The sequence below is a fragment of the Pelosinus sp. UFO1 genome (assembly GCF_000725345.1).
Taxonomy (GTDB): domain Bacteria; phylum Bacillota; class Negativicutes; order DSM-13327; family DSM-13327; genus Pelosinus.
The window spans coordinates 1,521,689-1,546,902 of the sequence record NZ_CP008852.1 but is presented as its reverse complement, the minus strand read 5'-3'; the positions used below and the strand labels follow the sequence as shown (position 1 = coordinate 1,546,902).

The 25,214-nt window shown below is 38.9% G+C and carries 26 protein-coding genes and 1 riboswitch; of the genes, 4 read left to right on the top strand and 22 right to left on the bottom strand.

The features are described from left to right. Nucleotides 1-88: 88 nt before the first annotated feature. From feoB to hisG, 19 genes are all read right to left on the bottom strand, one after another. Nucleotides 89-2,473, bottom strand: a complete 2,385-nt coding sequence (gene feoB / locus UFO1_RS06965) for a ferrous iron transport protein B (RefSeq protein ID WP_038669593.1) — start codon at nt 2,471-2,473, stop codon at nt 89-91. 67 nt (nt 2,474-2,540) lie between these two features. Next, entirely contained in the window at nt 2,541-2,753 is a 213-nt protein-coding gene (locus UFO1_RS06960) for a FeoA family protein (protein ID WP_038669590.1), read from the bottom strand. Nucleotides 2,754-2,772: 19 nt separating this feature from the next. Further along, nucleotides 2,773-3,003: a ferrous iron transport protein A gene (locus tag UFO1_RS06955; protein WP_038669587.1), complete on the bottom strand. Its 231-nt coding sequence runs from the start codon at nt 3,001-3,003 to the stop codon at nt 2,773-2,775. Between the two features lie 528 nt (nt 3,004-3,531). Further along, nucleotides 3,532-4,026, bottom strand: a complete 495-nt coding sequence (locus UFO1_RS06950) for a DUF6803 family protein (RefSeq protein ID WP_038669584.1) — start codon at nt 4,024-4,026, stop codon at nt 3,532-3,534. Nucleotides 4,027-4,100: 74 nt separating this feature from the next. Beyond that, nucleotides 4,101-5,852 carry an NADH-dependent [FeFe] hydrogenase, group A6 gene (locus UFO1_RS06945; protein ID WP_038669581.1) on the bottom strand — a complete coding sequence of 584 codons (1,752 nt, stop codon included), beginning with the start codon at nt 5,850-5,852 and terminating at the stop codon, nt 4,101-4,103. A 1-nt stretch (nt 5,853) separates the two neighbouring features. Continuing rightward, nucleotides 5,854-7,152: an NADH-quinone oxidoreductase subunit F gene (locus UFO1_RS06940; protein ID WP_038669578.1), complete on the bottom strand. Its 1,299-nt coding sequence runs from the start codon at nt 7,150-7,152 to the stop codon at nt 5,854-5,856. Nucleotides 7,153-7,155: 3 nt separating this feature from the next. Further along, complete coding sequence (locus tag UFO1_RS06935) at nt 7,156-7,632, bottom strand: NAD(P)H-dependent oxidoreductase subunit E (RefSeq protein ID WP_038669575.1); 477 nt, start codon at nt 7,630-7,632, stop codon at nt 7,156-7,158. 204 nt (nt 7,633-7,836) lie between these two features. Next, nucleotides 7,837-9,078 carry a divergent polysaccharide deacetylase family protein gene (locus tag UFO1_RS06930; protein ID WP_038669572.1) on the bottom strand — a complete coding sequence of 414 codons (1,242 nt, stop codon included), beginning with the start codon at nt 9,076-9,078 and terminating at the stop codon, nt 7,837-7,839. 62 nt (nt 9,079-9,140) lie between these two features. Further along, nucleotides 9,141-9,821 (bottom strand): response regulator, encoded by a 681-nt coding sequence (locus UFO1_RS06925; RefSeq protein ID WP_038669570.1) that lies wholly within the window; start codon nt 9,819-9,821, stop codon nt 9,141-9,143. Beyond that, nucleotides 9,814-11,412, bottom strand: a complete 1,599-nt coding sequence (dcuS, locus tag UFO1_RS06920; protein WP_038669567.1) for a DcuS/MalK family sensor histidine kinase — start codon at nt 11,410-11,412, stop codon at nt 9,814-9,816. The genes UFO1_RS06925 and dcuS overlap by 8 nt, the downstream gene beginning before the upstream one ends. A gap of 121 nt (nt 11,413-11,533) precedes the next feature. After that, entirely contained in the window at nt 11,534-12,271 is a 738-nt protein-coding gene (locus UFO1_RS06915) for a SagB/ThcOx family dehydrogenase (RefSeq protein WP_038669564.1), read from the bottom strand. Between the two features lie 335 nt (nt 12,272-12,606). Next, entirely contained in the window at nt 12,607-13,263 is a 657-nt protein-coding gene (gene hisIE / locus UFO1_RS06910; protein WP_038669562.1) for a bifunctional phosphoribosyl-AMP cyclohydrolase/phosphoribosyl-ATP diphosphatase HisIE, read from the bottom strand. Continuing rightward, complete coding sequence (hisF, locus tag UFO1_RS06905) at nt 13,260-14,018, bottom strand: imidazole glycerol phosphate synthase subunit HisF (RefSeq protein ID WP_038669559.1); 759 nt, start codon at nt 14,016-14,018, stop codon at nt 13,260-13,262. Before hisF ends, hisIE begins: the two co-directional genes overlap by 4 nt. 4 nt (nt 14,019-14,022) lie before the next feature. After that, nucleotides 14,023-14,751, bottom strand: coding sequence for a 1-(5-phosphoribosyl)-5-[(5-phosphoribosylamino)methylideneamino]imidazole-4-carboxamide isomerase (gene hisA, locus UFO1_RS06900; protein WP_038669556.1), 729 nt, complete (start codon nt 14,749-14,751; stop codon nt 14,023-14,025). Then, complete coding sequence (gene hisH / locus UFO1_RS06895; protein WP_038669553.1) at nt 14,748-15,356, bottom strand: imidazole glycerol phosphate synthase subunit HisH; 609 nt, start codon at nt 15,354-15,356, stop codon at nt 14,748-14,750. The genes hisA and hisH overlap by 4 nt, the downstream gene beginning before the upstream one ends. Nucleotides 15,357-15,367: 11 nt before the next feature. Beyond that, the gene (gene hisB, locus UFO1_RS06890; RefSeq protein ID WP_038669550.1) at nt 15,368-15,955 is read right to left on the bottom strand and encodes an imidazoleglycerol-phosphate dehydratase HisB; all 588 of its coding nucleotides are present in this window, start codon (nt 15,953-15,955) and stop codon (nt 15,368-15,370) included. Then, on the bottom strand, nt 15,952-17,016 hold the full coding sequence (gene hisC, locus UFO1_RS06885; protein ID WP_038669547.1) for a histidinol-phosphate transaminase: 1,065 nt from the start codon (nt 17,014-17,016) through the stop codon (nt 15,952-15,954). The genes hisB and hisC overlap by 4 nt, the downstream gene beginning before the upstream one ends. 2 nt (nt 17,017-17,018) lie before the next feature. Then, nucleotides 17,019-18,359: a histidinol dehydrogenase gene (gene hisD, locus UFO1_RS06880; protein WP_038669543.1), complete on the bottom strand. Its 1,341-nt coding sequence runs from the start codon at nt 18,357-18,359 to the stop codon at nt 17,019-17,021. Then, the gene (hisG, locus tag UFO1_RS06875) at nt 18,356-19,021 is read right to left on the bottom strand and encodes an ATP phosphoribosyltransferase (RefSeq protein ID WP_038669540.1); all 666 of its coding nucleotides are present in this window, start codon (nt 19,019-19,021) and stop codon (nt 18,356-18,358) included. Before hisG ends, hisD begins: the two co-directional genes overlap by 4 nt. Nucleotides 19,022-19,269: 248 nt before the next feature. Between hisG and UFO1_RS06870 the strand changes: the two genes are divergently transcribed. After that, entirely contained in the window at nt 19,270-20,220 is a 951-nt protein-coding gene (locus UFO1_RS06870; RefSeq protein ID WP_038669536.1) for a D-2-hydroxyacid dehydrogenase, read from the top strand. A 14-nt stretch (nt 20,221-20,234) separates the two neighbouring features. On the opposite strand, the gene UFO1_RS06865 is transcribed toward UFO1_RS06870, so the two are convergent. The 3 genes from UFO1_RS06865 to UFO1_RS06855 are packed head-to-tail and all read right to left on the bottom strand — an operon-like array spanning nt 20,235 to nt 22,307. After that, entirely contained in the window at nt 20,235-20,762 is a 528-nt protein-coding gene (locus UFO1_RS06865) for an HD domain-containing protein (RefSeq protein ID WP_038669533.1), read from the bottom strand. 15 nt (nt 20,763-20,777) lie between these two features. Then, entirely contained in the window at nt 20,778-21,962 is a 1,185-nt protein-coding gene (gene hisZ / locus UFO1_RS06860) for an ATP phosphoribosyltransferase regulatory subunit (protein WP_038669530.1), read from the bottom strand. 42 nt (nt 21,963-22,004) lie between these two features. Then, nucleotides 22,005-22,307: a YerC/YecD family TrpR-related protein gene (locus tag UFO1_RS06855; protein WP_038669526.1), complete on the bottom strand. Its 303-nt coding sequence runs from the start codon at nt 22,305-22,307 to the stop codon at nt 22,005-22,007. A gap of 150 nt (nt 22,308-22,457) precedes the next feature. Continuing rightward, nucleotides 22,458-22,562, top strand: a riboswitch (SAM riboswitch). 83 nt (nt 22,563-22,645) lie between these two features. Between UFO1_RS06855 and UFO1_RS06850 the strand changes: the two genes are divergently transcribed. From UFO1_RS06850 to UFO1_RS06840, 3 genes are all read left to right on the top strand, one after another. Further along, nucleotides 22,646-23,704, top strand: coding sequence for a methionine ABC transporter ATP-binding protein (locus tag UFO1_RS06850; RefSeq protein WP_038669524.1), 1,059 nt, complete (start codon nt 22,646-22,648; stop codon nt 23,702-23,704). Beyond that, entirely contained in the window at nt 23,673-24,326 is a 654-nt protein-coding gene (locus tag UFO1_RS06845; RefSeq protein WP_038669521.1) for a methionine ABC transporter permease, read from the top strand. Before UFO1_RS06850 ends, UFO1_RS06845 begins: the two co-directional genes overlap by 32 nt. 62 nt (nt 24,327-24,388) lie before the next feature. Then, a complete protein-coding gene (locus UFO1_RS06840) occupies nt 24,389-25,207 on the top strand; it encodes a MetQ/NlpA family ABC transporter substrate-binding protein (protein WP_038669518.1) in 819 nt (272 codons plus the stop codon). Nucleotides 25,208-25,214 lie beyond the last annotated feature (7 nt).

Sequence of the window (25,214 nt, the reverse complement as noted above, 5' to 3'; positions counted from 1 at the left end):
TGAAATAGAGCCATTTCATCTTAAATCCTAATAAGGCTAGGTTTGCGCTACTATAGCGCAAACCCCAAATCCTTATACTGTAATAGAACTAACCACCAAAGCCTAATAATTTACCACCTTGGTATACAATAAAAGTAACAATCCATGCAAGAGTTGTTGAATATACCATGCTAATTGCAGGCCATTTCCATGAACCAGTTTCCCGTTTCATAACAGCAAGGGCTGCCAAGCAAGGGGAGTAAATCAGAACAAAAATCATCAAACTATAGGCTACTAAAGGATTCAAGTTCTTATCTTCTGCTAAAGCATGTTTCAATGTAGCAGAAGTTTCATCAGTAGCACCTAAGCTATAAATAGTTCCCATAGTACTGATTACTACTTCTTTCGCTGAAACACCAGCTACTAGACTCACACCAACGCGCCAGTCAAAACCAAGAGGCCGTATCGCAGGCTCAACCAACTTACCGAATTGTCCAGCATAACTTTTTTCAAGTTTTTCACCAGCTTGTTCATTGGTTATTTTTTCTTTCTCGTCCTCTAATCCACTCGTAAGTTCAACATACTTTGCTGCGCTAGCGTAAATTTCAGGGTTTACAAGCTCAAGTTGTGCTAGTTTTTCTGTTTTGTCTGCTTCTAAAGCAGCATATTCAGAACTGTCTTCCTCTAATTCCTTTGTCTGCTCCTCAAAGCCTTTTTCAACATCTTGAATTTGACCAATCAATGCTGCCAATTGCTCATTGTCTTCAATTTCTTCAATTGCAAGAGGGGCTAAGATTTCTTCGTCCACTTGCTGCGTATAATTCGCCTCAGCCTGTACTGTCAAAGCTTCATAATTTTTACTATATTCGATATCTGAAGGATAATTCGTTAAAAACCACATTAATATAGATGCTGCTAAAATGATAGTTCCAGCTTTTTTTACATACAAAGAACCACGTTCCCACATATGAATAACTACACTTTTTAGCGTAGGTATACGATAAGGTGGTAATTCCATAACGAAAGGTTCACTTTCGCCTTTTAATACAGTCTTGCGGAAAAGACTCGCCACGACCATGGATAATATAATTCCTATCATATAAATCGAAAATAATACATTACCAGCAATATCTGCATCAAAGAATGCGGCAATTAGTACAGTATATACTGGCAGTTTCGCGCTACAACTCATGAGCGGTGAAATCAATATGGTAATAATTCGATCCCGAGGATTTTCGAGAGTTCTCGTTCCCATAATAGCAGAAACACTGCAACCAAACCCTAACATAAGAGGGATAAAGGATTTACCATGCAAACCAAATCTACGCATCAGCCTATCCATAATAAAGGCTGCTCTAGCCATATAACCCGTATCTTCCAATAAAGCAATTGCTAAAAATAATAGTAAAATGCCAGGTACAAAGGTAAGAACGCTACCCACACCACCAATAATACCATCAACTATCAAAGACTTCAGAGGGCCATCTCCCATGATATCTCCGATATATCCACCGAACTTGCCCATTCCCGTTTCAATCCAGCCAGAAGGAATATCTCCAATTGTGAATACCAAGTTAAACACTAACCACATCAATGCAAAAAATATAGGCAAACCGAACATTCGATTAGTCAAAACCTTATCGATTTTATCTGATGTAGTCATAGTCGTTAAACTTCTAGTATCAGCGACTTGTTGAAAAACTTTACCGACGAACTGGTAACGCTGCCCTGCAATAAAAACTTCAATATCCTCGCCTAATTCTTTTACCAATTCTTCTCTAATGGTCCTACAAGATGCCATAATTTCATTGGAATTCGGCAGTTTTCTAAGGGATTCAATAATATTAGAATCATTCTCAAGTAATTTTAATGCTAGCCATCTCTCAGAAAAGTTAATTTCCTTATGTAATGGCAGCAATAAAGACTCTAATTTTTGTAATGCATCTTCGACATGAACACCATAATCTAATTTAAAACTACTAGCCAGCTTACTGCCACTTGCCTGCATTGCAGTATGTAAGATAGATTCCATGCCCTCTTTCCGTACGCCAATCGTACGTACAACGGGAATACCATTTAAACATTGAGATAACTTTGCATCATTAATTTTTAACCCTGTAGCTTCTGCCACATCCACCATATTTAACGCTAGTATTAAGGGATGACCTAATTCTAATAATTGCACGGTTAAATATAAATTACGTTCCAAATTTGATGTATCTAAAATATCAATGACCACATCTGGTTTATCATTTACAATAAAATTGCGAGTTACTACTTCTTCTTGAGAGTATGCTGTTAAACTGTAAGTACCCGGCAAATCAATAATGGAAAATTCATTATCACCTAGATTTCGATATCCTTCTTTTTTCTCAACAGTAACGCCAGGATAATTTCCTACATGTTGACGTCCCCCTGTTAAATTATTAAAAATGGTGGTTTTACCTGAATTCGGGTTACCAACCAGTGCTACTGTTACCTTTTTGCCTACCATCATCATTCCCCTTTATCAAGACATTTTCATGAAACCAATTATCATTCTCAGTTGTATTATATTTTTTTTAATGTACGTGAATTTGATGTGCTAGACAGTTTTCTAACATAATTCTAGACTGACCAACCTTCACCAATAACGTGCCGTTGACGCTATTCATAACTTCTACAGAACATCCAGGTACAAGGCCCATATTTACCATGCGCATACGTATCGCACAAGAACAGGCAAAATCTTTTATTATACACTTTTGTCCAATTCTAGCAAATACTAGTGGCATAGCAATCCCCCCTTATTTCTTAGGCCATTTCAAGTTCAATCATCTCGGCTTCATTTTTCCGTAAAGAAAGATTAAAACCTTTTACTTTTACTTCCATAGGATCGCCTAAAGGCGCAAATTTTTGTACTTCAATTATCGTACCCGCCACAACACCCATATCGATGATGCGTCGTTTTATCATGCTATTGCCAGTTACCTTTTTGACTACTCCTTTTTCTCCAGGGAGTAAATCGCTAAGTACTTTAGCCATTCTACATTCTCCTCTCAGTTGCCTGATACCAATTCTCATTATCATATTATATATATAATAACTGAATTTAGCCTAAACTGTCAAGCCCTTCTCTTGAGTTTTTGCCTTATTCCTTGTATACATGATAGCCCTATTATTCTTTAACTCTCATAGACAAAATAAAGAGAGAAGGCATTTAACCTTCTCTCAAAAAGCAACCATCCTTACATTCTGTTTACCTGAGACAAATCTCAACATCAACCTTTCAGGACGAAACTTATTCACTAACTAACTAACTAACTAACTAACTACTTCACCATGGGCACTTGAGCAATCTTCAATTTACCATTCACAGGGAGAAGAGGATTCAGGTTTTTACCTACTGGAAAATTCTAAAACAAAAAACACTCTACCTATAACCGACTAACTAGTTGCTAAGACTGGAAACTGGATTCCAACACTCTTGGCAGTTACTTAAGTCACTTGTAAGGATGGTGCTTGACTAAATAATAGCATGTAAACGTCAAAATAGCAAGCACCATTTTTTTATTAATTATGATGATGCATTGGCATTGCCTGATTGCTAGGACTCCAGCCTAATATTGCAGGATCCACCATACCAAATATCATCGCGATATGAGCTACAATCAGAAATACTGTCAATAAGATAAAATGAAGTTTCATCTTTTCTGACCCTGATTTTCCACGACCAATTACCCCTAACTCTAATAATGCGATTCCAAACAGAGGAATTACTCCACTGAGATAAGAGCCTACGGCAATGATATCCGCAATCCCTCGCCATTCAATATGTGGAACAACGAAGATTCCCATTTGTAAAAAGATACCCAGGAAATAAAAACCCAAGACAATTCCGATCCACTTATTCCAAGACCGAATTAGGCCATTATTAGAGCGATTAAACACAACAAAAAATTCAGTTGCCACCAAGGCTTCCGCCAATGCCACGGGAATTACCATATAAATAATCAAATTCCACGGCTGATTGACCGCCAATAGTTCCATATAGTGGGTCATATTCATAAAAAATACCTCCTCATGTAATATAACCCTACTATACCAAAACAATATGAAGATCTTATGAAGAAAACAATTTTTTATTTTTTTCTTGCTAAGTAATGAGTATGCAGTAATGAATGAGATTTAGGACTTAGAGGCTTCCCTAAAAAATCTTCATATAACTTAATCACTGCAGGATTTTTATGAGACTGCCTAATCACCGAATCACGATCAATTTGATACAAACCTTCCATGCGATTCCCCTTCGCACCCGCCTGACTCGTTATTGGTTGGCCCCCGCCCCCAATACAGCCGCCAAGACACCCCATAATTTCAATAAAGGTGTAGTTACACTCACCCGCTTTTATTTTCTCCATTAGCAATCTTGCATTCTTCAAACCGTTAGCAACTGCTACTTTTACTTTTAGACCATTAAGATCGATTTCAGCGTCCTTAATTCCAGCGAGGCCCCGTACCATTTTAAAATCGAGTTGCTTCAATTCTTGCCCAGTGACCATTTCGTATACGGTCCGCAAAGCCGCTTCCATAACGCCCCCTGTTGTACCAAAAATGGCTCCTGCACCTGTAGAAATCCCCATAGGATCATCAAAACTCTCATCCTCTAGGGCCCTAAATTCAATGCCGGCCTCTTTTATCATCCTAGCAAGTTCACGAGTTGTTACTACTATATCCACATCACGATAGCCACTGCCATTCATTTCGCGACGGGAACTCTCATATTTTTTAGCGGTACAAGGCATAATAGAAACCACAAAAATCTTATCCGGTGAAATACCTGCTTTTTGCGCATAATAGGTTTTTGCCAATGCACCAAAAATTTGTTGGGGTGATTTACAGGTGGAAACATGGGACAGTAATTCGGGATAAAAAGTTTCAACAAAATTTACCCATCCAGGACTACAAGAAGTAATGAGAGGCAAAACACCGTGATGTTGTATTCGTCCTAAGAGTTCGTTCCCTTCCTCCATAATCGTAACATCTGCTGCAAAATTAGTATCAAAAACCTTGTCAAAGCCTAAACGACGCAGGGCAGTTACCATTTTACCCGTACTAATACTGCCTCGTTCCATACCAAACTCTTCCCCTAAAGCTACTCTAACGGCAGGTGCAACCTGTACAATGACATGTTTCTCTTCATCGTCGAGAGCTTCCCAAACCTCATCTGTATTATTCTTTTCATAAAGTGCACCAACAGGGCATACTGCAATACATTGTCCACAAAAAACACAAGGACTGCCCTCTAGCTTCTTGTCATAAGCAGTACTAATTTCGTATTCCCTCGAGCGATTCGCTGTATTAATAGCCCCAACACCTTGTATCTCTTGGCAAACGGCAACACATCTGCCACATTTGATACACTTATTTGCATCACGCACAATCGATGGATTTCCTTTATCAATTGGCAGTTTCTTTTCGCCATTAATCGCCGACTCAAATACTGGTTTTCCAATACCAAAAGTTGTTGCTAATTGTTGCAGTTCACAATTACCGCTACGGATACATTGCAAACAGTCTTGTGGGTGAGATGCTAAAATAAGTTCTAATACAGTTTTTCTAGTGTCTCTTACTACCTTACTGTTTGTAATAATTTCAGCGCCTTCCCACACCTCATTACTGCAAGCAGTTTTTAGTTTCTTTTGCCCTTTTATTTCTACTAGGCAAACCCGACAAGTGGCTCGTACTGCAAGATCTGGATGGTAGCAAAGAACGGGAATCTGAACTCCAACCTTCTTAGCGGCGTCAATAATTAGAGTCCCTTCTGGTACCGTTACGGAAACCCCATCAACCATCAATGTCACTTCATTATTTACATTTTTTATATGTTGCATATTATTCACCCCTCTCATCGATAAAACAATGGCCAGCAGGACATTGTTTATTAATATGGGCTTCAAACTCATCCTTAAAGTATTTTAAGCAACTCGTAAGAGCTACTGCAGCAGATTGCCCTAACCCACAAAATGAAGCATTGGTCATTACATCCGCTAAACGTTTTATTACAGTAAAGTCTTCTTCCACCGCCAAACCTTCTTGAAACTTGCATAGAATTTTATATAATTGCCAATTTCCTTCACGACAAGGCGTACATTTTCCGCAGGATTCATGAATAAAGAATTCAGTAACTTTTTTCAGATAATCAACAACACACACCGATTCATCCATCACAACAACTGCACCAGAACCGACACTCAGCCCGACAGATCGCAACGCTTTATAGCAATATATTGTATCTAACTGATCAGGTATCCCACAAGGACCTGATTGTCCACCTAAATGAAAGAATTTGAGTTTTTGATCCTGTGCTATACCACCGCCAATTTCTTTATCGTAAATGATATCGCGGAGTGTTACACCAAAAGGCACCTCATATACTCCTCGTTTCGCTACGTGACCTGACAAACACACTAATTTTGTCCCACCACTATCTTTTGTCCCATAACTGAGGTATTTTTCACCACCCAATTGAACAATCACTGGAATGTTAGCAAAACTTTCTACATTATTCACTAAGGTTGGCATCGAAAATAGTCCTACTTCTGCTAAATGAGGCGGTTTGATTCTAGGCCGCCCAGCCTTTCCTTCGATAGAATTTAAAAGGGCTGAATTCTCCCCACAGACGTAGGCACCAGCTCCTGTCACAATATGAATATGAAAACTAAAACCCGTATCTAAAATATTATTCCCTAAATATCCTCTCGAGGTGGCATGATTAATGGCTTCTTGAAAACTCCGTTGAATGGCTGCGTATTCACCACGAATATAAATATAGGCATCATTAGAATTAAAAACATAACCAGCAATGGTCATCCCTTCAATGATTCCCAAAGGATCTTGACTTAATAATAATTTATCTTTAAATGTGCCGGGTTCCCCCTCATCTGCGTTACAAACAATATACTTAGGAAACTCAGGTATTTCCAGTAAATGCTCCCACTTGGCCCCTGCAGGATACGCTGCACCACCGCGCCCTAGCAGCCTCGCTTTTTTAATTTCAGCAACAATATCAGCAGGTTTCATTGTAAAAGCTTTTTTAAGGCCTTTAAATCCGTCAGTTTTACAATATTCCTCCACAGATGCAGGGGTTATTTTATTACATCTTTGAGAAATTAGCTTAACTATTTTTTCCATTACCTATTCCCCCTGATACTTTATAATTATGCTGTTAATCTTATCTTCGGTTAAATCCCCATATATTTCCTCACCAATCTTAGCGACTGGCCCTACATCACAGGCTCCAACACAGGCGGTATACAGCAAAGTAAATTGTTGATCCTTCGTTGTTTCTCCAACTTTGATACCTAAGTGTTTCTCAAAAATTTTTGCTATTACATCCGACTTACTAATATAACAAGGAGTACTCTTACAAATCTCAATCACATGCCTGCCTCGCGGTTTTGTAGAAAACATAGAATAAAAAGTTAAAACATCATACACCATGCTAAAGGATAAATTTAGTTCAGTAGCAACAATTTTAGCCCACTCTTCCTGTACATAATTTTTACCTGATGCATTTTGAATTGCCAGAAGGATTGATAATAAATGTTCCTTTGATTTTCCCTTTTCCTCAACAATCGCTAGAATACGTGACGAATCTAACTCATTAGGCATATTTTCATCTCCTTTTTTACCCTAACCTTGCGCATAGACCGATTGACCAATGTAACCACATACTATATCTAAAAAAAAGACTTGTCCTATGCCCTAAGCTTGCTAGCCTAAGAAAAGTTCAAGTCTTTTTATTTCATGCTCTCTTTATTATATTATAAGATCGTACTATTTGTATATTGCAATTTTCTGAAGTATCTAATTTCTTCACCTCAAAAGTTGGGAAACAAAAACCAGTTGTATACCTGCTGCCTCTAGTTCAGGTATCATTTCACTTACTGCCGTAGCTGTTGTCATACGGGCATGGCCAATAACAGTTACGGTACCGTGTTTTATTGCCATCTCTTGCGCCGTACGTAATTTTGCTTTTACAGCACTGACTTCGTTTGTATTATCGATAAACAATTCATTTTCCCCAGTTTGTATACCCATTTGCCTTGCAGTTTCAGCAGCGACAGATTGGCCATTAGTACGACTATCAACAAAAAATAAATTATTAGCTTTTAAAATACTTAGTACATTTTTCATAACTCGTTTATCTGCAGTGGCCCTTGACCCCTGGTGATTATTAACCCCAATTAGCCCAGGCACTGTATCAATCGCTTTCTGCACCATTGACTGTATCTCTTTATCACTCATAGCGACGGTAACCGTCAGTGCTTCTGACTGAGCACCTTGGTCTAAAGGTTCCATGGGTAAATGTAAAATGACTTGATGCCCTGAACTTAATCCCCTGGACGCAGCCTCATTACTAAAAGGGCGATAAGGTATTACAGCAAAGGTAAGGGGGCGGTTAATGGCTGCGTAGGCACTAATGGTTTCTTGATTATAGCCAAAATCATCAATGACAAGTGCCATTTTTCCACGAACTTTGCCCTCTCCTTTTGTTTCGGGCACACTAATCGCCTCAGGGGCAGCACCTTTTTCTCTAGTAAGATATACCCTATCACTAATGATAGTAAGATCTTCTTGCTCTAGTTTATCCCTTAAACCAATATCAAGACGCACCACTGCTAATCCTTGATACGTATCAGGCTGAGTAGATAGTACTTGACCACCAGCACTTTGAATTGCAGCACCTATTCGTTGCTTCATTGTTTCGGCAGATACATCAGCTGGCACATTCACTAACACTTGCCTTGTATGCCAACGAATCGTACCTTCCACTTTTTGACGTGGTATTTCTTTTGTTGTTTCCTTGATATCCCTTACAGAAAATTCGCCTTTTTGCAAGGCAGCATCAACAGCAGTATGAATTTTTTTTGTTGCTTCTGTGAAGTCTACTACAGCTCCTGAGCCAGTCTTTTCTATGGTATGCTTAGGAGGAGTCTGCTGATTGGAGTCTTGGTTAACCTTTCCATAGAGAATAGCCATAAGTATAACAGAAATGATAAATAACCAGATTTTTCCGTTACCCTTTCCGTTTGTCTTTCCCTTTCCTGTTGCCATAAACATCTCCTTTTATCAAAGTATCACTATCACTTTATTATCTTAAATTGAAATTATTCCTATTATTGTTTTTCTCGGTTGCAGCGATATCGATATACAGGTCTGCCTACGGATCCATAACTTATTTCTACATGTAGTAAATCCATGCTTTGAAAATACTTAAGATATTTACGGATCGAAACGGGAGAAAGTCCTACATACTGAGCCATCTCTTCTGCCGTGAACTCTTCTTGCCTCTCTAAAATGTGCCCCCATACTCGCTTAATAGTATTACGGTCTAACCCCTTAGGCAGTTCAATGTCTTTGTGAGGTATTTTGGCAAAAATTTGCTGATCCAGATCCTTTTGCGATAAACCAGTTTCCCCTCTAATCGCTTGCAATCTTTTTTTGAAGGCGATTAAAGCAGCTTGAAACCTTTCAAACTCAAAGGGTTTAATCAAATAATCTACGGCTCCATTCCTAAGAGCCGTTTGAATACTTTGATTTTCTCGTGCAGCAGATACTACGATGACATCGACACTAACGTTCTGCTGACGGATCTTAGCTAATAACTCAAGCCCATTCATATTGGGCATAAAAATATCCAACAATACTAAATCAATATTCTTTTCATTTAGAACAGCTAAGGCTTCCTCACCATTTTTAACGATACCGCAAAATGTAAAATCTTCGATCCTTTCAATATAACGTCGATTTAACTCTGCTACCATAGGATCATCTTCTACTACTAATACCTTAATCATTTTGATTCCCCTTTATTTTATAAGGAATTTTTACCGTAAATACGGTCCCCTCTCCTGGTCGCGATTCAAAATCAATTTCTCCCGCTAAGTACTTTATACTACGTTCAACCAAATGTAGTCCAAAGCCGCGGTTACCATCCTTACTGGATACACCCTTTGCAAAGATTGTATTACTTAATTCCGGCATAATCCCTTCTCCTGTATCACTTACAATAATATATAAACTTCCTTCATCATAATACATATGCAGTTCTACCTCTTTATAATCGGTACTGCGTACAGCATCAAAAGCATTTTCTACTAGATTCCCAATTATAGTTACCATTTCATGGACAATTTCATGATCACAAGGTGCAGGTACATAGCTTTCCTCTGCCAAATGCATAACAACTTTTTTTTCTCTAGCCAGACTTAATTTACTTAAGACGAAACCTGCAAGTATGGGCTCTTCAATTCGTTTTGCCACAAGATTTATTTCTTCTTCATGTTCAGAAGTGATTTGATTAATATAAACCGCTAATTGTTGATAACTTTTCAACTTTACTAATCCTAGTATAACATGTAATTGATTCATAAACTCATGAGCTTGTGCTCTAAGAGCATCCACGTAGCTGCGAACACCTGTTAATTCCTCTGCTAACCCTTTTACCTCCGTCTTATCACGAAAAGTTGATATAGCACCAACAACTTCTCCATTTACTATCATTGGTAAGCAATTTCCAATCACAGATGTTCCCTGAAAATCCTGATCTTGATCCAATTCTGCTACTCTAGCTTCCATCACTGCCATCAAATTTGTATTTGGCACAAAATCTTCGAATTTTTTTCCTACTGGACTATCATCTACACCCAACATTTTAAGAGCTTCATCATTCACTAAAGAAATCATTCCTTGTCTGTCAACTGCGATAATACCCTCATGCACAGATTCAAGCATAGCATTTCTTTCTTCAAGTCGTTTGGCAATCGCTCCCGGCTCAAGTCCAAATAATGTTTTTTTCACATTCTGTGATAATAAATATGCCCCGATAATCCCAATTAACATACCAATTAGAATAGCCAAAAGGAGTGCCTTATGGGTGTCTTTCTCTAATATTTTAATCTCCTCAAGCAATATTCCAACAACGACTACACCAACCTGTTGTCCGTTAGCAGTAAAGACAGGGACAAAAGCCCGCAAAGAGTCTCCTAAGGTTCCCTTTGCCACGGAAATATATTCTTTACCAGCTAGCGCCTCTGCTTCATCGCCGCCGACAAATTTTTGACCTACTTTTGTCGGATCTGGATGCGCCTTGCGAATGCCTTGCATATCCAAAACAACAACAAATTCAACATCGGTTGCATCAGCACTCTCCCTAGCATATCTTTGCAGTTCACTTATTTGCTTTTCTCCTGTTAATCCCTCTACGATAATAGGCGAACGAGCAACAAGCTGTGCTACACTAATTGCCTGTCGTCCAGTACCCTTTTGTATTTCTATCTCAACACTGCGAGAGGTCAGCCAATTTGTAACCAATAATGCCACAACAACTACAGCAAATACCAAAATCATTATTTTGGTCTGCAGTTTTAAAGTTCTGGTTAGTAACAAACACACACCACCTTGTTATTACTTTACATATATATTCATTATAGAAACCAAAGACATAAAAGACAATAAAAATAAAATGCCTGACGAGAAGTATTCTCTATTCAGGCATTCTAACTAGCTCTTACCGCTTACCAACAGTTGCTACGTAGATAATAAATTCTTCTTCACCATCTAAGCCAATTACAGAATTAATATATTCATCATCAAACGCCGCAATGGCACATACACCACATCCAACCACTTGCGCAGCCAAATATAAATTTTGACAAACATGCCCAGCATCTAAATGTAAGTATCGGTACCCTCTTTCCCCATACCGCCATTTCATGCGTTCAACCTCTGCAGACCAAAGAAATGTCACCCCACTTTTGGCAATAAAACCCTGAGCTAAACAGCCTTTGATTATTTCTTTGGAAATATCCTTTGCCATGTTTACTTCTATTAGTTTGTGTTCAAGGGCTAAAAAACGGTATAACCCTGGTTTTACCCCTTCTACATTATGAATTAGTAAATAAGTCTCTAGAGCATGCCGCGCGCCTGCCGAAGGCACCGTCCTTAAAGTTGCTTTATTGCCTAATACTTGTTTTACTCCTTGCGTACACCACAGTAAGTAAGAGAGTTCTAATAAACTTAGCGGCATATTTTGATAATCACGTACACTGGTTCGAAGCTCTACCACTGCCATAAAATCGATCATAAAGGGTGGAATCTCCTCGGGCATCGGTAAATCAATCACAGTCTTTGTGATATCATAACTTGCTTCTAACGGTGGTTGTGCTATTTTATTATTCTGATCTGCTGGTTCCATATTCTCATACCGAGTTTTCAGCATAAATTCACGACCAATTGATTTTAACATTTTAACACCTCTAAGTTCTATAATTAGTATCCAGAAAAACTATATCATCTTTATTCTTTCACCACTCTAAAAAAAAATCCTTCTTCCTTCTAATTCGGCTATAGGTAAAAGACCAATATGCTCTTAACATATAAAGAAATATAAGAAAAAACATTTTGAACCGCAAAGACACGAAGATGCAAAGAATGTCAAAAGCCTCAAATATTTACAATACCCTTGGTGTTCTTCCTACACCTTCGTGACCTTCGCGTTTAAAATCCCCAAAAAACAAGACCGCCAATCTGATGGATAATTGGTGGTTTTGCTTTTTGGGGATTTTAACAGCATCTGACTTGTTATTTTCTTCTTTTTTGTAATTCTTCTAATAGCTCAGTAAGACTCACATCATGCTGTACTAATAATACTAAGCAGTGATACCAAAGATCTGCCATTTCATAAAGTAGTTCTTCTTTACTATTATTTTTAGAACCAATAATAGTTTCTGCAGCTTCTTCTCCTACTTTTTTCAGAATTTTATCCTGGCCCTTTTCAAAGAGATAAGTAGTATAAGATCCTGCTATTGGGTTACGTTTACGATCATTAATTACATGGAATAACTCATTTAGTACTGTAGCTACGGATTGTCCATAGATTTCACTAGTATCTACGAGCTTTTCTTCTTGCAATTTAGTATCCCCGAGGATACGACTAAAGCAAGATAATGTTCCTTCATGACAGGCTACACCAATTTGTTCTACTTGAAGTAAAAGGGTGTCACCATCACAGTCATAACGAATCTGCTTCACATGCTGCACATGACCCGATGTTTCCCCCTTTTGCCATAAGCTTTGACGACTGCGGCTATAAAACCAAGTGACCTTAGTTTCTATTGTTTTTCTTACTGATTCTTCATTCATATAGGCCAGCATGAGAACCTTGCCTGTTTCTTCTTCCTGAATAATAGCTGGGATTAAGCCATTTTCATCAAATTTTATCCCTTCTAAGTTGATCATAGTCTTACATCTACCCCTCTCGATTTTAAATACTGCTTGACTTGACCAACGGTAAATTGTCCAAAATGAAATACCGAGGCGGCTAACACAGCATCTGCCTTGCCTGCTGTGAGTACATCATAAAAATGTACCATTTCGCCTGCACCACCAGAGGCAATCACTGGAACACCTACTGCTTCAGAAACTGCTCTCGTGAGTTTAATATCATAACCATCTTTGGTACCATCTTTATCCATGCTAGTCAGCAAAATTTCTCCAGCGCCAAGCTCCGTCGCTTTTTTCACCCACTCAATTACATCAAGACCAGTTGGCGTACGTCCGCCATTAATATATACTTCCCATTTATCTTCTCCAGCTTGTCTGGCATCAACGGCTAAAACAATACACTGAGAGCCAAAACGTTTTGCGCCTTCAGAAAGTAATTCTGGATTTTTGATAGCCGCTGTGTTGAGAGAGACTTTATCAGCCCCAGCTTTTAACATCTTACGAATATCATCTACCGTACGAATTCCTCCCCCTACGGTAAAAGGGATAAACACCTGTGATGCGGTTTGCTCTACCATTTGCACCATGGTATTTCTTTCTTCACAAGAAGCGGTAATGTCTAGAAAAATTAACTCATCAGCAAGCTCTTTATCATAAATAGATGCTAATTCTACTGGATCACCAGCATCCCTAAGTCCAACAAAATTTGTTCCTTTTACGACTCTCCCATCTTTCACATCTAAACAAGGAATAATCCGTTTCGTATACATCGTCTCACTCTCCCTGTAGCAACTGTAATGCATCGGCGAGGCATAAACTGCCTGTATAAATGGCCTTACCAACAATCACACCTTCAATACCTTCACTTACTGCTTCTTTAATGGCTTTAATATCTGCTAAATCACGAACGCCGCCAGAAGCAATCACGGGAATATTCGAAGCCTTCGCCAAAGCTGCTGTAGCGGCAACGTTCACCCCGGATAAAGTTCCATCCCGGGAAATATCTGTGTAGATAATACGAGCCACACCTACCTCAGCCATCTTTTGCCCCAGTTCTTCTGCACGAATACCACCTGCGACGCCCCATCCTTCGACAGCAGCAATGCCATCACGAGCATCAATCCCTACAACAATTCGATCCCCATACTGCCTACAAGCTTCTTTTACCAATTCAGGCTGACGTACGGCAATCGATCCTAAAATTACCCGTTGCACCCCCGCTTTTAGCACTTGCTCAATGGTATCTAACGTCCGAATACCACCACCTAATTGGACGGGAATTTTTACAGTTTTTGCAATCTCACCAATTACCTTCAAATTAACTGGTTTACCAGCAAGTGCACCATCTAAGTCTACCAAATGCAGATATTCTGCGCCCTCTTTTTCCCAACGAAGCGCCATCTCCATCGGATGGTCCGCAAATATTGTTTCTTGGTCAAAACGTCCCTCTGTCAAACGTACACACTTTCCGCCTCTAATATCAATAGCAGGAAAAATAATCATAACTTCATCTCCTTAAAATTAGCCAGCATTGCCAAACCTACACTGCTAGATTTTTCTGGATGAAATTGCACTGCCTGCACATTCCCCCGCCCAACCGCAGCAGTGACTGGACCACCGTAATCTGTAACTGCAGTAATCAGACTAGGGTCCTCCGGTACTGCATGATAACTATGTACAAAATATACGAAAGATTCTTGAGGCAAATTAGCAAATAAAGGACTATTACCAGAAAAGGTCAGGCTATTCCAACTCATATGAGGAATCTTAAGATTTGGAGCCTCTATCTTACGCACCATGCCAGGAAAAATCCCAAGTCCTTTAACCTCTGGATCTTCTTCGCTGCCTTCAAATAAAACTTGTAATCCTAGGCAAATAGAGAGAAAAGGTGTTCCCTTAGCAACTACTTCAGCAATTGCATCGATCATTTGATAAGCCCTAAGGTTTTCCATACAATCTCCAAAAGCACCGACACCTGGTAATACCACTTTATCCGCTGTAACAACAGCCTCTGGATTACTTGTAACAACAACCTCTGCTCCTAATTTAACAAACGCCTTCTCGACACTAAATAAATTACCCATACCATAATCAATAATGGCAATCATGGTCACCCCTCCTATAACATCCCCTTAGTAGACATGACTCCAACAATTCGTTCATCTTTAGATGTTGCTTCATCCAAGGCTCGGCCCAATGCCTTAAAGACAGCTTCCACAATATGGTGAGAATTTTTTCCTGATAATACACGTACATGTAAAGTTAAACCAGCATGCACCGACAAAGCCCGTAAAAATTCTTCTACTAATTCGCTATCAAAATCACCTATTTTTTGTGCTGGAATTGCAGCATCAAAAACCAGATAAGGACGACCACTAATATCTAAGGACACCATAGCCAAAACCTCATCCATTGGGACAAAAGCAGTACCGTAGCGTTTTATACCGCTTTTATCTCCCAAAGCCTTAGTTAAGGCTTGCCCTAAAGCAATTCCTGTATCTTCGACAGTATGATGTCCATCTACATGCAAATCGCCGTTTGTAGTGAGCTGTAAATCAAAAAAACCATGTTTCGTTAGGAGTATTAACATATGGTCAAAAAAACCAATCCCTGTAGCAATTTCGCTTTTCCCTGTGCCATCAATGGTTAAGTCAGCTGCTATCTTCGTTTCGGCTGTCTCCCGTGATACTGCTCCTCTACGCATCATAAAGAACCTTCTTTCAAAAAAACTTCGATTGCTTTAGATAAGTTATCGTTTTCCAATGGCGTCCCCACTGTAATTCGAATACAATTCGTTAGATAAGGAGCCGAGCTAAAATCTCGGATACCAATGTTTTTATCAGATAAATAGGCGCTCAATTCTTTCGCTTTTTTTGTTTTTAGTAAGATAAAGTTAGTTTCTGATGGATAGACTGTAATATCTGGTAATGCTGTTAGCAAAGTAATCAAACGCTCACGCTCTGCAATAATCTGCCCGATGATTGGCAGAAATTCATCACGCATTTGGTATACTACTTCTGCTGTAACAAGAGATAATGCATTCATATGATAAGGCATCATAACTCGTTCCACCATAGATACGATTTCCGCATTTGCAAGCATATACCCTACACGAGCAGCTGCTAGGCCGTAGGCTTTTGATAAGGTCCGAGCGATAATTAAATTGTCATATTGTCTCATTAGGTCTACAGCTGACTCTCCATAGAATTCATAATAGGCTTCGTCAACAACCACTGGGCACTTCAACTTGCTAACAATGTACTCAATGTCCCCTTTAGGGATGATAGAACCGGTAGGATTATTTGGGTTACATAAAATAACTAACTTGGCATCTGCCAGTTGAGCTGCTTGGATCACCTGATCCCGTGATAAAGCATACTCTTCATTTAACTCTACCGGTACAGCCTTACTCTCCGTCAACTGAGCGTAAATACCATACATGGAAAAAGAAGGTACTGGAAAAACAATACTTCTACCTGGCCCACCGAAAGTCTGACATAAAGCCAGCAGGATTTCACTTGACCCATTGCCAATTAGGGTATTTTGCACCGTAGTATTAAAATTTTCTGCAATTTGAGATCTAAAATCTCGGGTTCCTATATCAGGATAACGGTTAAATGCCATATATTCCAGCTGGTTCATTACCCTTTCATGTACTAAGGGCGGCAAATTGCTAGGACTCTCATTAGCATCTAGCTTACTATCCCACTCTTTTTCTTCTACAGAATAAGGTTTTATTTTATCTAATCCTGGTCTATAATCAAACATCCTTATTTCCCCCTCACTCGAATGGCATTTGCATGAGCCTGTAAGCCTTCTGCTTTTGCCAAAGTAATCACTTGCTCCGAAACTTGATTAAGTGCCTCTTTCGTATAGGCAATAATACTGGTCTTTTTCATAAAGGTCTCTACATTTAAGACAGAATAAAACCGTGCGGTTCCCCCTGTCGGTAATACATGATTGGGTCCTGCAAAATAATCCCCCAAAGGTTCTGGCGAATAAGGTCCTAAAAATACTGCACCTGCATTACGTACATAAGGAAGCATGGAAAAAGGCTCAGCAGTTAGTATCTCTAAGTGCTCTGGAGCCGATAGGTTCGCCAATTCCATAGCTTGCATACTATCCTTTGCCACAATGATTAAACCATTTCTTGTTAATGCTTCTTCTGCAATTTCCCTACGAGGTAGTTCTGCCAATTGACGTTTTACTTCTAGCTCTACTTTACCAACAAGGTCACTGCTATCGGTAATTAAAATACTAGAAGCCAATACATCATGTTCAGCCTGACTCAACATATCTGCAGCAATATAAGCGGGATTGGCGGTTTCATCTGCAACAATTAGAATTTCGCTAGGCCCAGCTAACATATCAATGTCACAATGTCCGTACACTGCTTTTTTAGCCAAGGTAACAAATATATTACCTGGCCCAGTAATTTTGTCTACTTGGGGAATTAGCTTTGTACCAAAAGCTAAAGCGGCAATAGCTTGTGCTCCGCCAACTTTAAATACTCTTGTGACACCTGCTTCACGGGCTGCAGTAAGTACATTAGGATTGATGCTGCCATCTTTCCCCGGTGGTACTACCATGATGATTTCCTTGACTCCAGCAACTACAGCTGGTACTGCATTCATAATAACGGAAGAAGGATACATAGCAGTCCCGCCAGGCACGTAGATTCCGACTCTTTCTAAAGGTGTAACGTTTTGCCCTAACATGGCTCCATGCTCTCTATAGGTAAGCCAGGTCTTGGGAAGTTGTTCTTGGTGAAAAGATTTTACGTTAGCAATGGCTTTACGTATTGCAGCTAATACCTGCTGATCCACCTTTTCCAAGGCTTCCTCAAATTCCGCTACTGTTACCTCCAAGCACTCAGTAGTTAAGCTTACGCCATCAATTTCTTTTGTATACTTAAGAACTGCTTCATCTCCTTGAATACGCACATCTTGAACAATTTTATCTACGACTTGAGAAGCTGTAAGTTCACTACCAAAAACCTTTTTAATACTGGCTTTAGCTCCCTCTCCTAATACCACTTGATCAAAAGAAGGTTTTCTCAAAAGTTCTGTTAAGGCTTCTTTACTAATATCTTTTGTATCTACAACTCTCATTGGCCTACCTCGCTTTCCAACAAGGCCTTTAACCCTTCTGTAATTCGATGAATCCGATCAAATTTCATTTTAAAGCTAACTCGATTAGCAATAAAGCGTGCTGTGACCGGTTGAATCGTAGCAACCTCGATTAATTTGTTTGCCTTTAAAGTACGACCTGTTTCTACAATATCTACAATAATTTCTGCTAAGCCAACCATTGGTGCTAATTCAATAGAACCATTTAATTTGATAAATTCCATTTGAATACCCATGCTATGAAAAAAGCGTTCAGCAATTGCTGGAAATTTCGTTGCTACCCGCATATGTGCATAATCGCTTAATTTTTCTTGTTGCAAGGCTTCCGGTACAGCCACCATCATTCGGCATAAACCAAACTTTAAGTCTAGCAATTCGTAAACATCTTTATTTTCTTCCAACAATACATCTTTACCAATAATGCCGATATCAGCAGCCCCATATTCAACATATGTAGGTAAATCTGCTGTTTTGGTTATAATAAATCGTAACTTCTCTTTTTCGTTGGTTATAACCAACTTACGAGAGTTTTCACTCAAATCTTCTGCAGTACATCCTACTTTTGCTAACATATCTGCCGAAGGGGCAAATAATTTGCCTTTAGGCAAAGCTATTGTAAGATAATCCATGTCGCTCGATGTCATGAAGAACCTCCTTAAATCCTTTAGTTGTTTAAAGCGTTAATATATAGATATATTAACATTTATTAAAATATTCGTCAATGAAAATGTAGGACTTTTTCGTGTATATGTAGAATTATCTGGCAAGAAACTAAAAACATTCTTTTTCAACTATCAGTCTACAAATTTTTTCATTCTTAATGGATTGTTCCTGATTTTTGCCTTACTGTCTGTTCCTTGCTCATAAAATAGTAAAAAGGGGTGCATCTATTATGCCCAAATTAAATATTCTCGTCATTAACAATTTAACTAATCACCATATAGAGGCGATTAAAAACGTCGAACCTAATAGCAATGTCATAACTTGCGATTTGGCTCAAGCGGCCGATCACATTCATGACACTGATATTTTATTAACCTGGGGATCCATGGATATTCGTTCCCTCTACCTTGCTGCGCCTAAACTAAAGTGGGTGCATAGCTTAAGCGCCGGGGTTGAAAGCTTGGTTTTCCCTGAAATGAAGCTTGCCACTACCATCTTAACCAATTCAAAAGGGATTCATGGCATCCCTGTATCAGAGCATGTTTTATCTATGATGCTAGCATTTACAAGAGGACTCACTGTCTTTATCAGGCAACAAGGAAAAAGCCTTTGGAAACGTACTCCTGTTGATGAAATCCACGACAAAACCATCGGTATCGTTGGGCTTGGCAGCATTGGCAGAGAAATTGCAAAAAAAGCAAAAGGAATGGGCATGCAGGTTCTCGCCAGCAAACAAACAATGACAAAAGAGCTCTTCGTAGATGAACTATACCCTCCCGAAAAGCTCCATGAATTACTTTCCCTTTCCGATTTCGTAGTAATTGCTCTACCTTTGGTAGACGAAACCAAAAATTTATTTACGATAAAAGAATTTTCTGCTATGAAACCATCAGCCTATCTCATTAATATTGCTCGGGGCGGTATCATTCAGCAAGCAGATTTGGCGTCTGCTCTACAGCAGGGTCTAATAAAAGGCGCTGGTTTAGATGTATTCGATGAAGAACCTTTGCCAGCTACTTCCCCGCTATGGAATATGGAAAATGTAATTATTACTCCCCATGTAGCAGCCTTATCACCTAACTATCTTGACCGTGCCATTAAGCTCTTCACTGACAATCTCTCCCGCTTCCTTGAAAGTAAAGAAATGTTAAATTGTATTGATAAGAAAAAGGGCTATTAATTAGCTATATAGTCCTAATGCATATTATCAGACTTTCTAAGTATCACTAACTCCAGCGGATCATTCTCTGCTGGAGTTTTATGATGTTTCCTAACAATTTCAATTATTTGAGGACATTCACCAATGTCCCTTAGCATGGCGGCACTGCGTTCAGCATGATGAAAATAAACATAAAACGCATGGCGAAGATTACTTAGTTTATTGCCTCGCCCCAGCCTACCCCACTTTTTTGCCCAGCTTGGAGCCAGTCGGTGTCCAATTACAGTAATAATCTTATCAAAGGTACTAACATCATTCTTAATTTTCCCTACATCATGAAGTAAAGCACATTTCACTAACAGTATCGTGTCGATTTTAGGGTGGTTTTTTGCTAATTCAATGGCTGTATAGGCTACATTAAGAACATGCCTTTGATCAGGTACATTCATATTCCAAAATAATCCCTCAGCAGGGGAACTTAAATAGAGGCTTACAAAAGTTCTATCTTCTTGTGTAATCTTAGCAGTAAGCGCGGCAACCACTTGTTTTAGCCGGTTAAACATGTATCCACCCACCTATTACTCTACATAAACCAAACTGGCATAACCTTTGCTTTTTTGACTGGTCTCAGCTTCTATTTTTGACTGAGGAATCAAAGCAAGTTCTACACATTGTCCTGATTTACGCAATGATTCTGCTTGTCCAATGGCCGCTACCAACTTATCTTCTCCCCAACCAACATAAATACTTTTGCAATTGGGAGTACCAATAATACCTTGACGTTCTAGTGCTAACAATACCCGTTCTATGCCTAAGGCAAAACCAGTAGCACCGGAGTTCATACCAAAAGAGGTTAACATAGTATCATACCGGCCACCACCACATATGGGGAAACCAAGTCCTGGTGTGTAACACTCAAACACCATACCTGTGTAATATTCAAAATCACGAATAATTCCTAAATCAAAATCTACATATTGAGCAACGCCATAACTTTCTAACAAACTATAGATAGCAGACAAATTATCTAAAGCCTTGCGACTCTTTTCATTCGTTACCATGCTATAGGCTTCTTCGAGCATTTCTTTTGTGCCATGCAGTAATGGTATATTCTTAAGTAACTTTTGTTCTCCTTCTGGTAAACCGCTATTCACAAGAATTTCATCTAATCCTACTAAATTTCTTGTCACCATAGCTTGTTTTACCTGTTGTCTTTGAGAGAGAGAAAGCTCACTTTGTTCCATTATACCGTTAATAAAATCCACTTGCCCCAAACCAATTTGAAACTTTTGTAACCCAGATGTAAGCATCGCTTCTACAGCCAACGCGATGGCTTCTGCATCAGCGGTAGGCTCAGAAACTCCCATAATTTCCACACCAGCTTGATAAAATTCGCATTGTCTTCCGGCCTGAGCTTGCTCATAACGAAACACATTTGTTAAGTAAAATAATTTCATTGGGCTGGGACTTTCCTTAAAACGAGTCGCTGCAACCCGAGCCATAGGAGTTGTCATATCTGAGCGAAGTGCTAAGATACGATTATTTTTATCAAAAAACTTGAACATATGCTGTTCTGAGTCGTTGCCAGCCCCTATAGCCATTGTTTCTAAATACTCCATCGTAGGAGTCACAACTTCATCATAGCCCCAACTAGCAAATAAATGAGCTAGAGCCCCTTCTACAGCACGTTTCTGCCTAGCTTCTTTCGGTAGAAAATCTCTTGTACCATAAGGAATTTGTGGCACGAATTCATCTTGACCCATAAAAAATAAACACTCCTAACTTAGTTGAAATATTTTCTGACCCTACTTATTTTGGCTTTCAATTCGTTCTAGCATAAACTTATATCCATCTGCACCGTAATTCAAGCAACGTTTTACACGACTAATCGTTGCAGTACTCGCTCCTGTTTTGTCGACAATATCATCATAGGTATGACCAACCTTTAACATCCGAGCCACTTCCATCCGCTGAGCAAGAGACTTCAATTCACTTACTGTACAGATGTCTTCAAAAAACTGATAACATTCTTCTTCATTTTCTAACAATAATATGGAACGGAATAATTGATCTGTCAATTCATCTTTCAACTTGGGATTCGTAGCCATATTTCTTTCCTCCTACTGTAGGATAAATCCTTTATCCCTTTTAAGCTTTACTTAGTGAAATTATAACATTGTGATTCCTAATTTGCAAAGTGATTTTTTTCTTGACACCATTTTTCAAAAATGATAATATATGTTTCAACAAGTTAATATTTTTCATCAAGAGCAGTTGAGGGAATGGCCCTATGAAGCTGCGGCAACCATTCACTTTTGTGAAACGGTGCCAATTCCACAGGATCTAATCCTGGTAGATGAAGCGCAATTCAAGATTGATAGCACGCTTCATTTTGTGAAGCGGTTTTTTTTATGCATCAAAAGATTATAAGGAGGGAAAGATTCCATTGATTAAACTTGAAAATATAGAAAAAGTATACCAAAGCGACAACGGCACAATTCACGCTTTAAATGGAGTTAATTTAACTGTTGAACAAGGAGAGATTTTCGGGATTATCGGAACCAGTGGCGCTGGAAAAAGTACACTGATCCGTTGCATTAATATGTTAGAACGTCCCACCAAAGGTACTGTTATCGTGGATGACCAAGAACTAACGTCCTTAAATGAACAAGAATTACGGGAACAGCGCAAAAAAATAGGCATGATCTTTCAACACTTCAACTTACTATCTTCTCGGACGGTTTACGAAAATATAGCCTTCCCCTTAGAACTAGCAAAGCGTAGTAAAGAAGAGATCGATACAGAGGTTATGCATTTACTCGCATTAGTTGGACTTACTGATAAAAAGGATCAATATCCTTCTCAACTAAGCGGCGGACAGAAACAACGAGTTGGTATTGCACGGGCGTTAGCAAATCACCCTAAAGTACTCTTATGCGATGAGGCCACTTCTGCCCTTGACCCCCAAACAACCAAGTCTATTTTAGAATTATTAAAAGATATTAACCGCAAATTCCAGCTCACTATCGTGCTTATTACTCATGAAATGCAGGTTATCAAAGAAATCTGTAATCAGGTTGCAGTCATTGAGGGTGGCAGGATTATTGAGCAGGGCAAAGTAATTGATATTTTTACTCAACCTCAAGCAAATACTACTAAGGAATTTATAAGTGCTATCATCAATCATAACTTACCAGACTTCTTCAATGATATTATCTTATCACCAGTACCTACTGCTGATAGCAATCTTATTTTGCGTTTATCCTTTATTGGTCACTCTACCGAAGAACCTGTTATTTCTAGTATGATTCGTCGTTTTAACATTGATGCCAGTATTTTATACGGGAACATAGATCATATTCAAACGACTCCTTTTGGTACATTAATTGTAGAACTATCAGGTGAACAGGTAGCTTTACAGCAAGCACTTAGTTATTTAAAAACACGTGAATTAGGAATTGAGGTGATTGGTTATGTCGCAAGACATGCTCGCGTTGCTGGTTAAATCCTTATGGGAAACTACCTATATGGTTGCTGTTTCTAGCTTTATCTCTGCTCTCATTGGTATACCTTTAGGTATTATTTTAGTAACTACGAATAAAGGACACATTCTTGAAAATACTTCCCTTAATCGAATATTAGGAGCTATCGTGAATGCGACTCGCTCCACACCCTTCATTATTTTAATGGTAGCTATTATTCCAGTCACTCGATTATTAGTTGGTACTTCCATCGGCACTAATGCGGCCATCGTCCCACTAAGCATTGCCGCCATCCCTTTTGTCGCTCGTATCGTAGAATCAGCTCTCAAGGAAGTTGATTATGGTGTCATTGAAGCGGCACAAGCCATGGGCGCATCTCCTAGAGAAATCATTACAAAGGTACTCATTCCAGAAGCTATGCCCGCAATTGTTCTTGGATTAACATTAACAATTATTAGTCTTATTGGCTACTCAGCCATGGCTGGAGCCATTGGCGGCGGCGGTTTAGGGGATTTAGCCATTCGCTATGGCTACCAACGTTTCCGTGCTGATATCATGTTAATCACTGTTATTATCTTAATTGCACAAGTACAAATCGTACAGTCCACTGGCGATTACTTATCCAATCGTCTCAACAAAAAATAGGAACAGCACGAATTGAATTTTTGGGTGCTTTCTATAAAAAAATTTTAGGGGGATTATAAATAATGAAAAAACTGTTTCTTGTTCTTATTGGAATTCTTAGTTTAGGTCTATTAGTGAGCGGATGCAGCCAAGAAAAGGCTCCTGCAAGTCCGGCAAGTAAAGCTACTGTACTAAAAGTTGGCGCTACAGCAGTACCTCATGCAGAAATTTTAAATGTAATTAAACCAACTTTAGCTAAAGAGGGCATTGATTTGCAAATCGTTGAATTTACTGACTACGTAAAACCAAATATTGCTGTGGCTGAAAAAGAATTAGATGCAAACTTCTTTCAACACATCCCTTATCTTACTAAATTTTCTACAGAACGTAATTTGGCATTAACCTATACTGCAGCAGTGCATATCGAACCAATGGGTATTTACTCCAAGAAAATTAAGAATCTAAACGAACTTGCTGCTGGCGCTAAAGTTGCCATTCCTAATGACCCCACTAACGGTGGCCGTGCTCTTGCACTTCTTGAAAAAGCAGGCATTATTAAATTAAAAGACGGTGTAGGTGTTAGTGCGACAGTAAATGATATTGTAACCAATTCCAAAAACATTCAAATCAGCGAATTAGAGGCTCCTCAACTTCCCCGTGTTCTTGAAGATGTAGCGATTGCTGTTATTAATACCAACTATGCATTAGAAGCAAAATTAGTACCAACAAAAGATGCTCTATTTATTGAGCAAAAAGATTCACCTTATGTTAATATACTAACGGTGCGTAAAGGTGATGAAAATCGTCCCGAAATTCAAAAACTAACAAAAGCTTTGACTTCTGATGAAGTAAAGAAATTTATTAATGAAAAATACCAAGGTGCTGTCGTACCAGCATTTTAAAAACCAG

Excerpts from the sequence above, each read along its gene's own strand:
- feoB (WP_038669593.1), bottom strand. The coding sequence starts at position 2,473 with ATGGTAGGCAAAAAGGTAACAGTAGCACTGGTTGGTAACCCGAATTCA.
- UFO1_RS06960 (WP_038669590.1), bottom strand. The coding sequence starts at position 2,753 with ATGCCACTAGTATTTGCTAGAATTGGACAAAAGTGTATAATAAAAGAT.
- UFO1_RS06955 (WP_038669587.1), bottom strand. The coding sequence starts at position 3,003 with ATGGCTAAAGTACTTAGCGATTTACTCCCTGGAGAAAAAGGAGTAGTC.
- UFO1_RS06950 (WP_038669584.1), bottom strand. The coding sequence starts at position 4,026 with ATGAATATGACCCACTATATGGAACTATTGGCGGTCAATCAGCCGTGG.
- UFO1_RS06945 (WP_038669581.1), bottom strand. The coding sequence starts at position 5,852 with ATGCAACATATAAAAAATGTAAATAATGAAGTGACATTGATGGTTGAT.
- UFO1_RS06940 (WP_038669578.1), bottom strand. The coding sequence starts at position 7,152 with ATGGAAAAAATAGTTAAGCTAATTTCTCAAAGATGTAATAAAATAACC.
- UFO1_RS06935 (WP_038669575.1), bottom strand. The coding sequence starts at position 7,632 with ATGCCTAATGAGTTAGATTCGTCACGTATTCTAGCGATTGTTGAGGAA.
- UFO1_RS06930 (WP_038669572.1), bottom strand. The coding sequence starts at position 9,078 with ATGGCAACAGGAAAGGGAAAGACAAACGGAAAGGGTAACGGAAAAATC.
- UFO1_RS06925 (WP_038669570.1), bottom strand. The coding sequence starts at position 9,821 with ATGATTAAGGTATTAGTAGTAGAAGATGATCCTATGGTAGCAGAGTTA.
- UFO1_RS06915 (WP_038669564.1), bottom strand. The coding sequence starts at position 12,271 with ATGTTAAAATCAATTGGTCGTGAATTTATGCTGAAAACTCGGTATGAG.
- hisIE (WP_038669562.1), bottom strand. The coding sequence starts at position 13,263 with ATGATCAACTTAGAAGGGATAAAATTTGATGAAAATGGCTTAATCCCA.
- hisF (WP_038669559.1), bottom strand. The coding sequence starts at position 14,018 with ATGTATACGAAACGGATTATTCCTTGTTTAGATGTGAAAGATGGGAGA.
- hisA (WP_038669556.1), bottom strand. The coding sequence starts at position 14,751 with ATGATTATTTTTCCTGCTATTGATATTAGAGGCGGAAAGTGTGTACGT.
- hisH (WP_038669553.1), bottom strand. The coding sequence starts at position 15,356 with ATGATTGCCATTATTGATTATGGTATGGGTAATTTATTTAGTGTCGAG.
- hisB (WP_038669550.1), bottom strand. The coding sequence starts at position 15,955 with ATGATGCGTAGAGGAGCAGTATCACGGGAGACAGCCGAAACGAAGATA.
- hisC (WP_038669547.1), bottom strand. The coding sequence starts at position 17,016 with ATGTTTGATTATAGACCAGGATTAGATAAAATAAAACCTTATTCTGTA.
- hisD (WP_038669543.1), bottom strand. The coding sequence starts at position 18,359 with ATGAGAGTTGTAGATACAAAAGATATTAGTAAAGAAGCCTTAACAGAA.
- hisG (WP_038669540.1), bottom strand. The coding sequence starts at position 19,021 with ATGACATCGAGCGACATGGATTATCTTACAATAGCTTTGCCTAAAGGC.
- UFO1_RS06870 (WP_038669536.1), top strand. The coding sequence starts at position 19,270 with ATGCCCAAATTAAATATTCTCGTCATTAACAATTTAACTAATCACCAT.
- UFO1_RS06865 (WP_038669533.1), bottom strand. The coding sequence starts at position 20,762 with ATGTTTAACCGGCTAAAACAAGTGGTTGCCGCGCTTACTGCTAAGATT.
- hisZ (WP_038669530.1), bottom strand. The coding sequence starts at position 21,962 with ATGGGTCAAGATGAATTCGTGCCACAAATTCCTTATGGTACAAGAGAT.
- UFO1_RS06855 (WP_038669526.1), bottom strand. The coding sequence starts at position 22,307 with ATGGCTACGAATCCCAAGTTGAAAGATGAATTGACAGATCAATTATTC.
- UFO1_RS06845 (WP_038669521.1), top strand. The coding sequence starts at position 23,673 with ATGTCGCAAGACATGCTCGCGTTGCTGGTTAAATCCTTATGGGAAACT.
- UFO1_RS06840 (WP_038669518.1), top strand. The coding sequence starts at position 24,389 with ATGAAAAAACTGTTTCTTGTTCTTATTGGAATTCTTAGTTTAGGTCTA.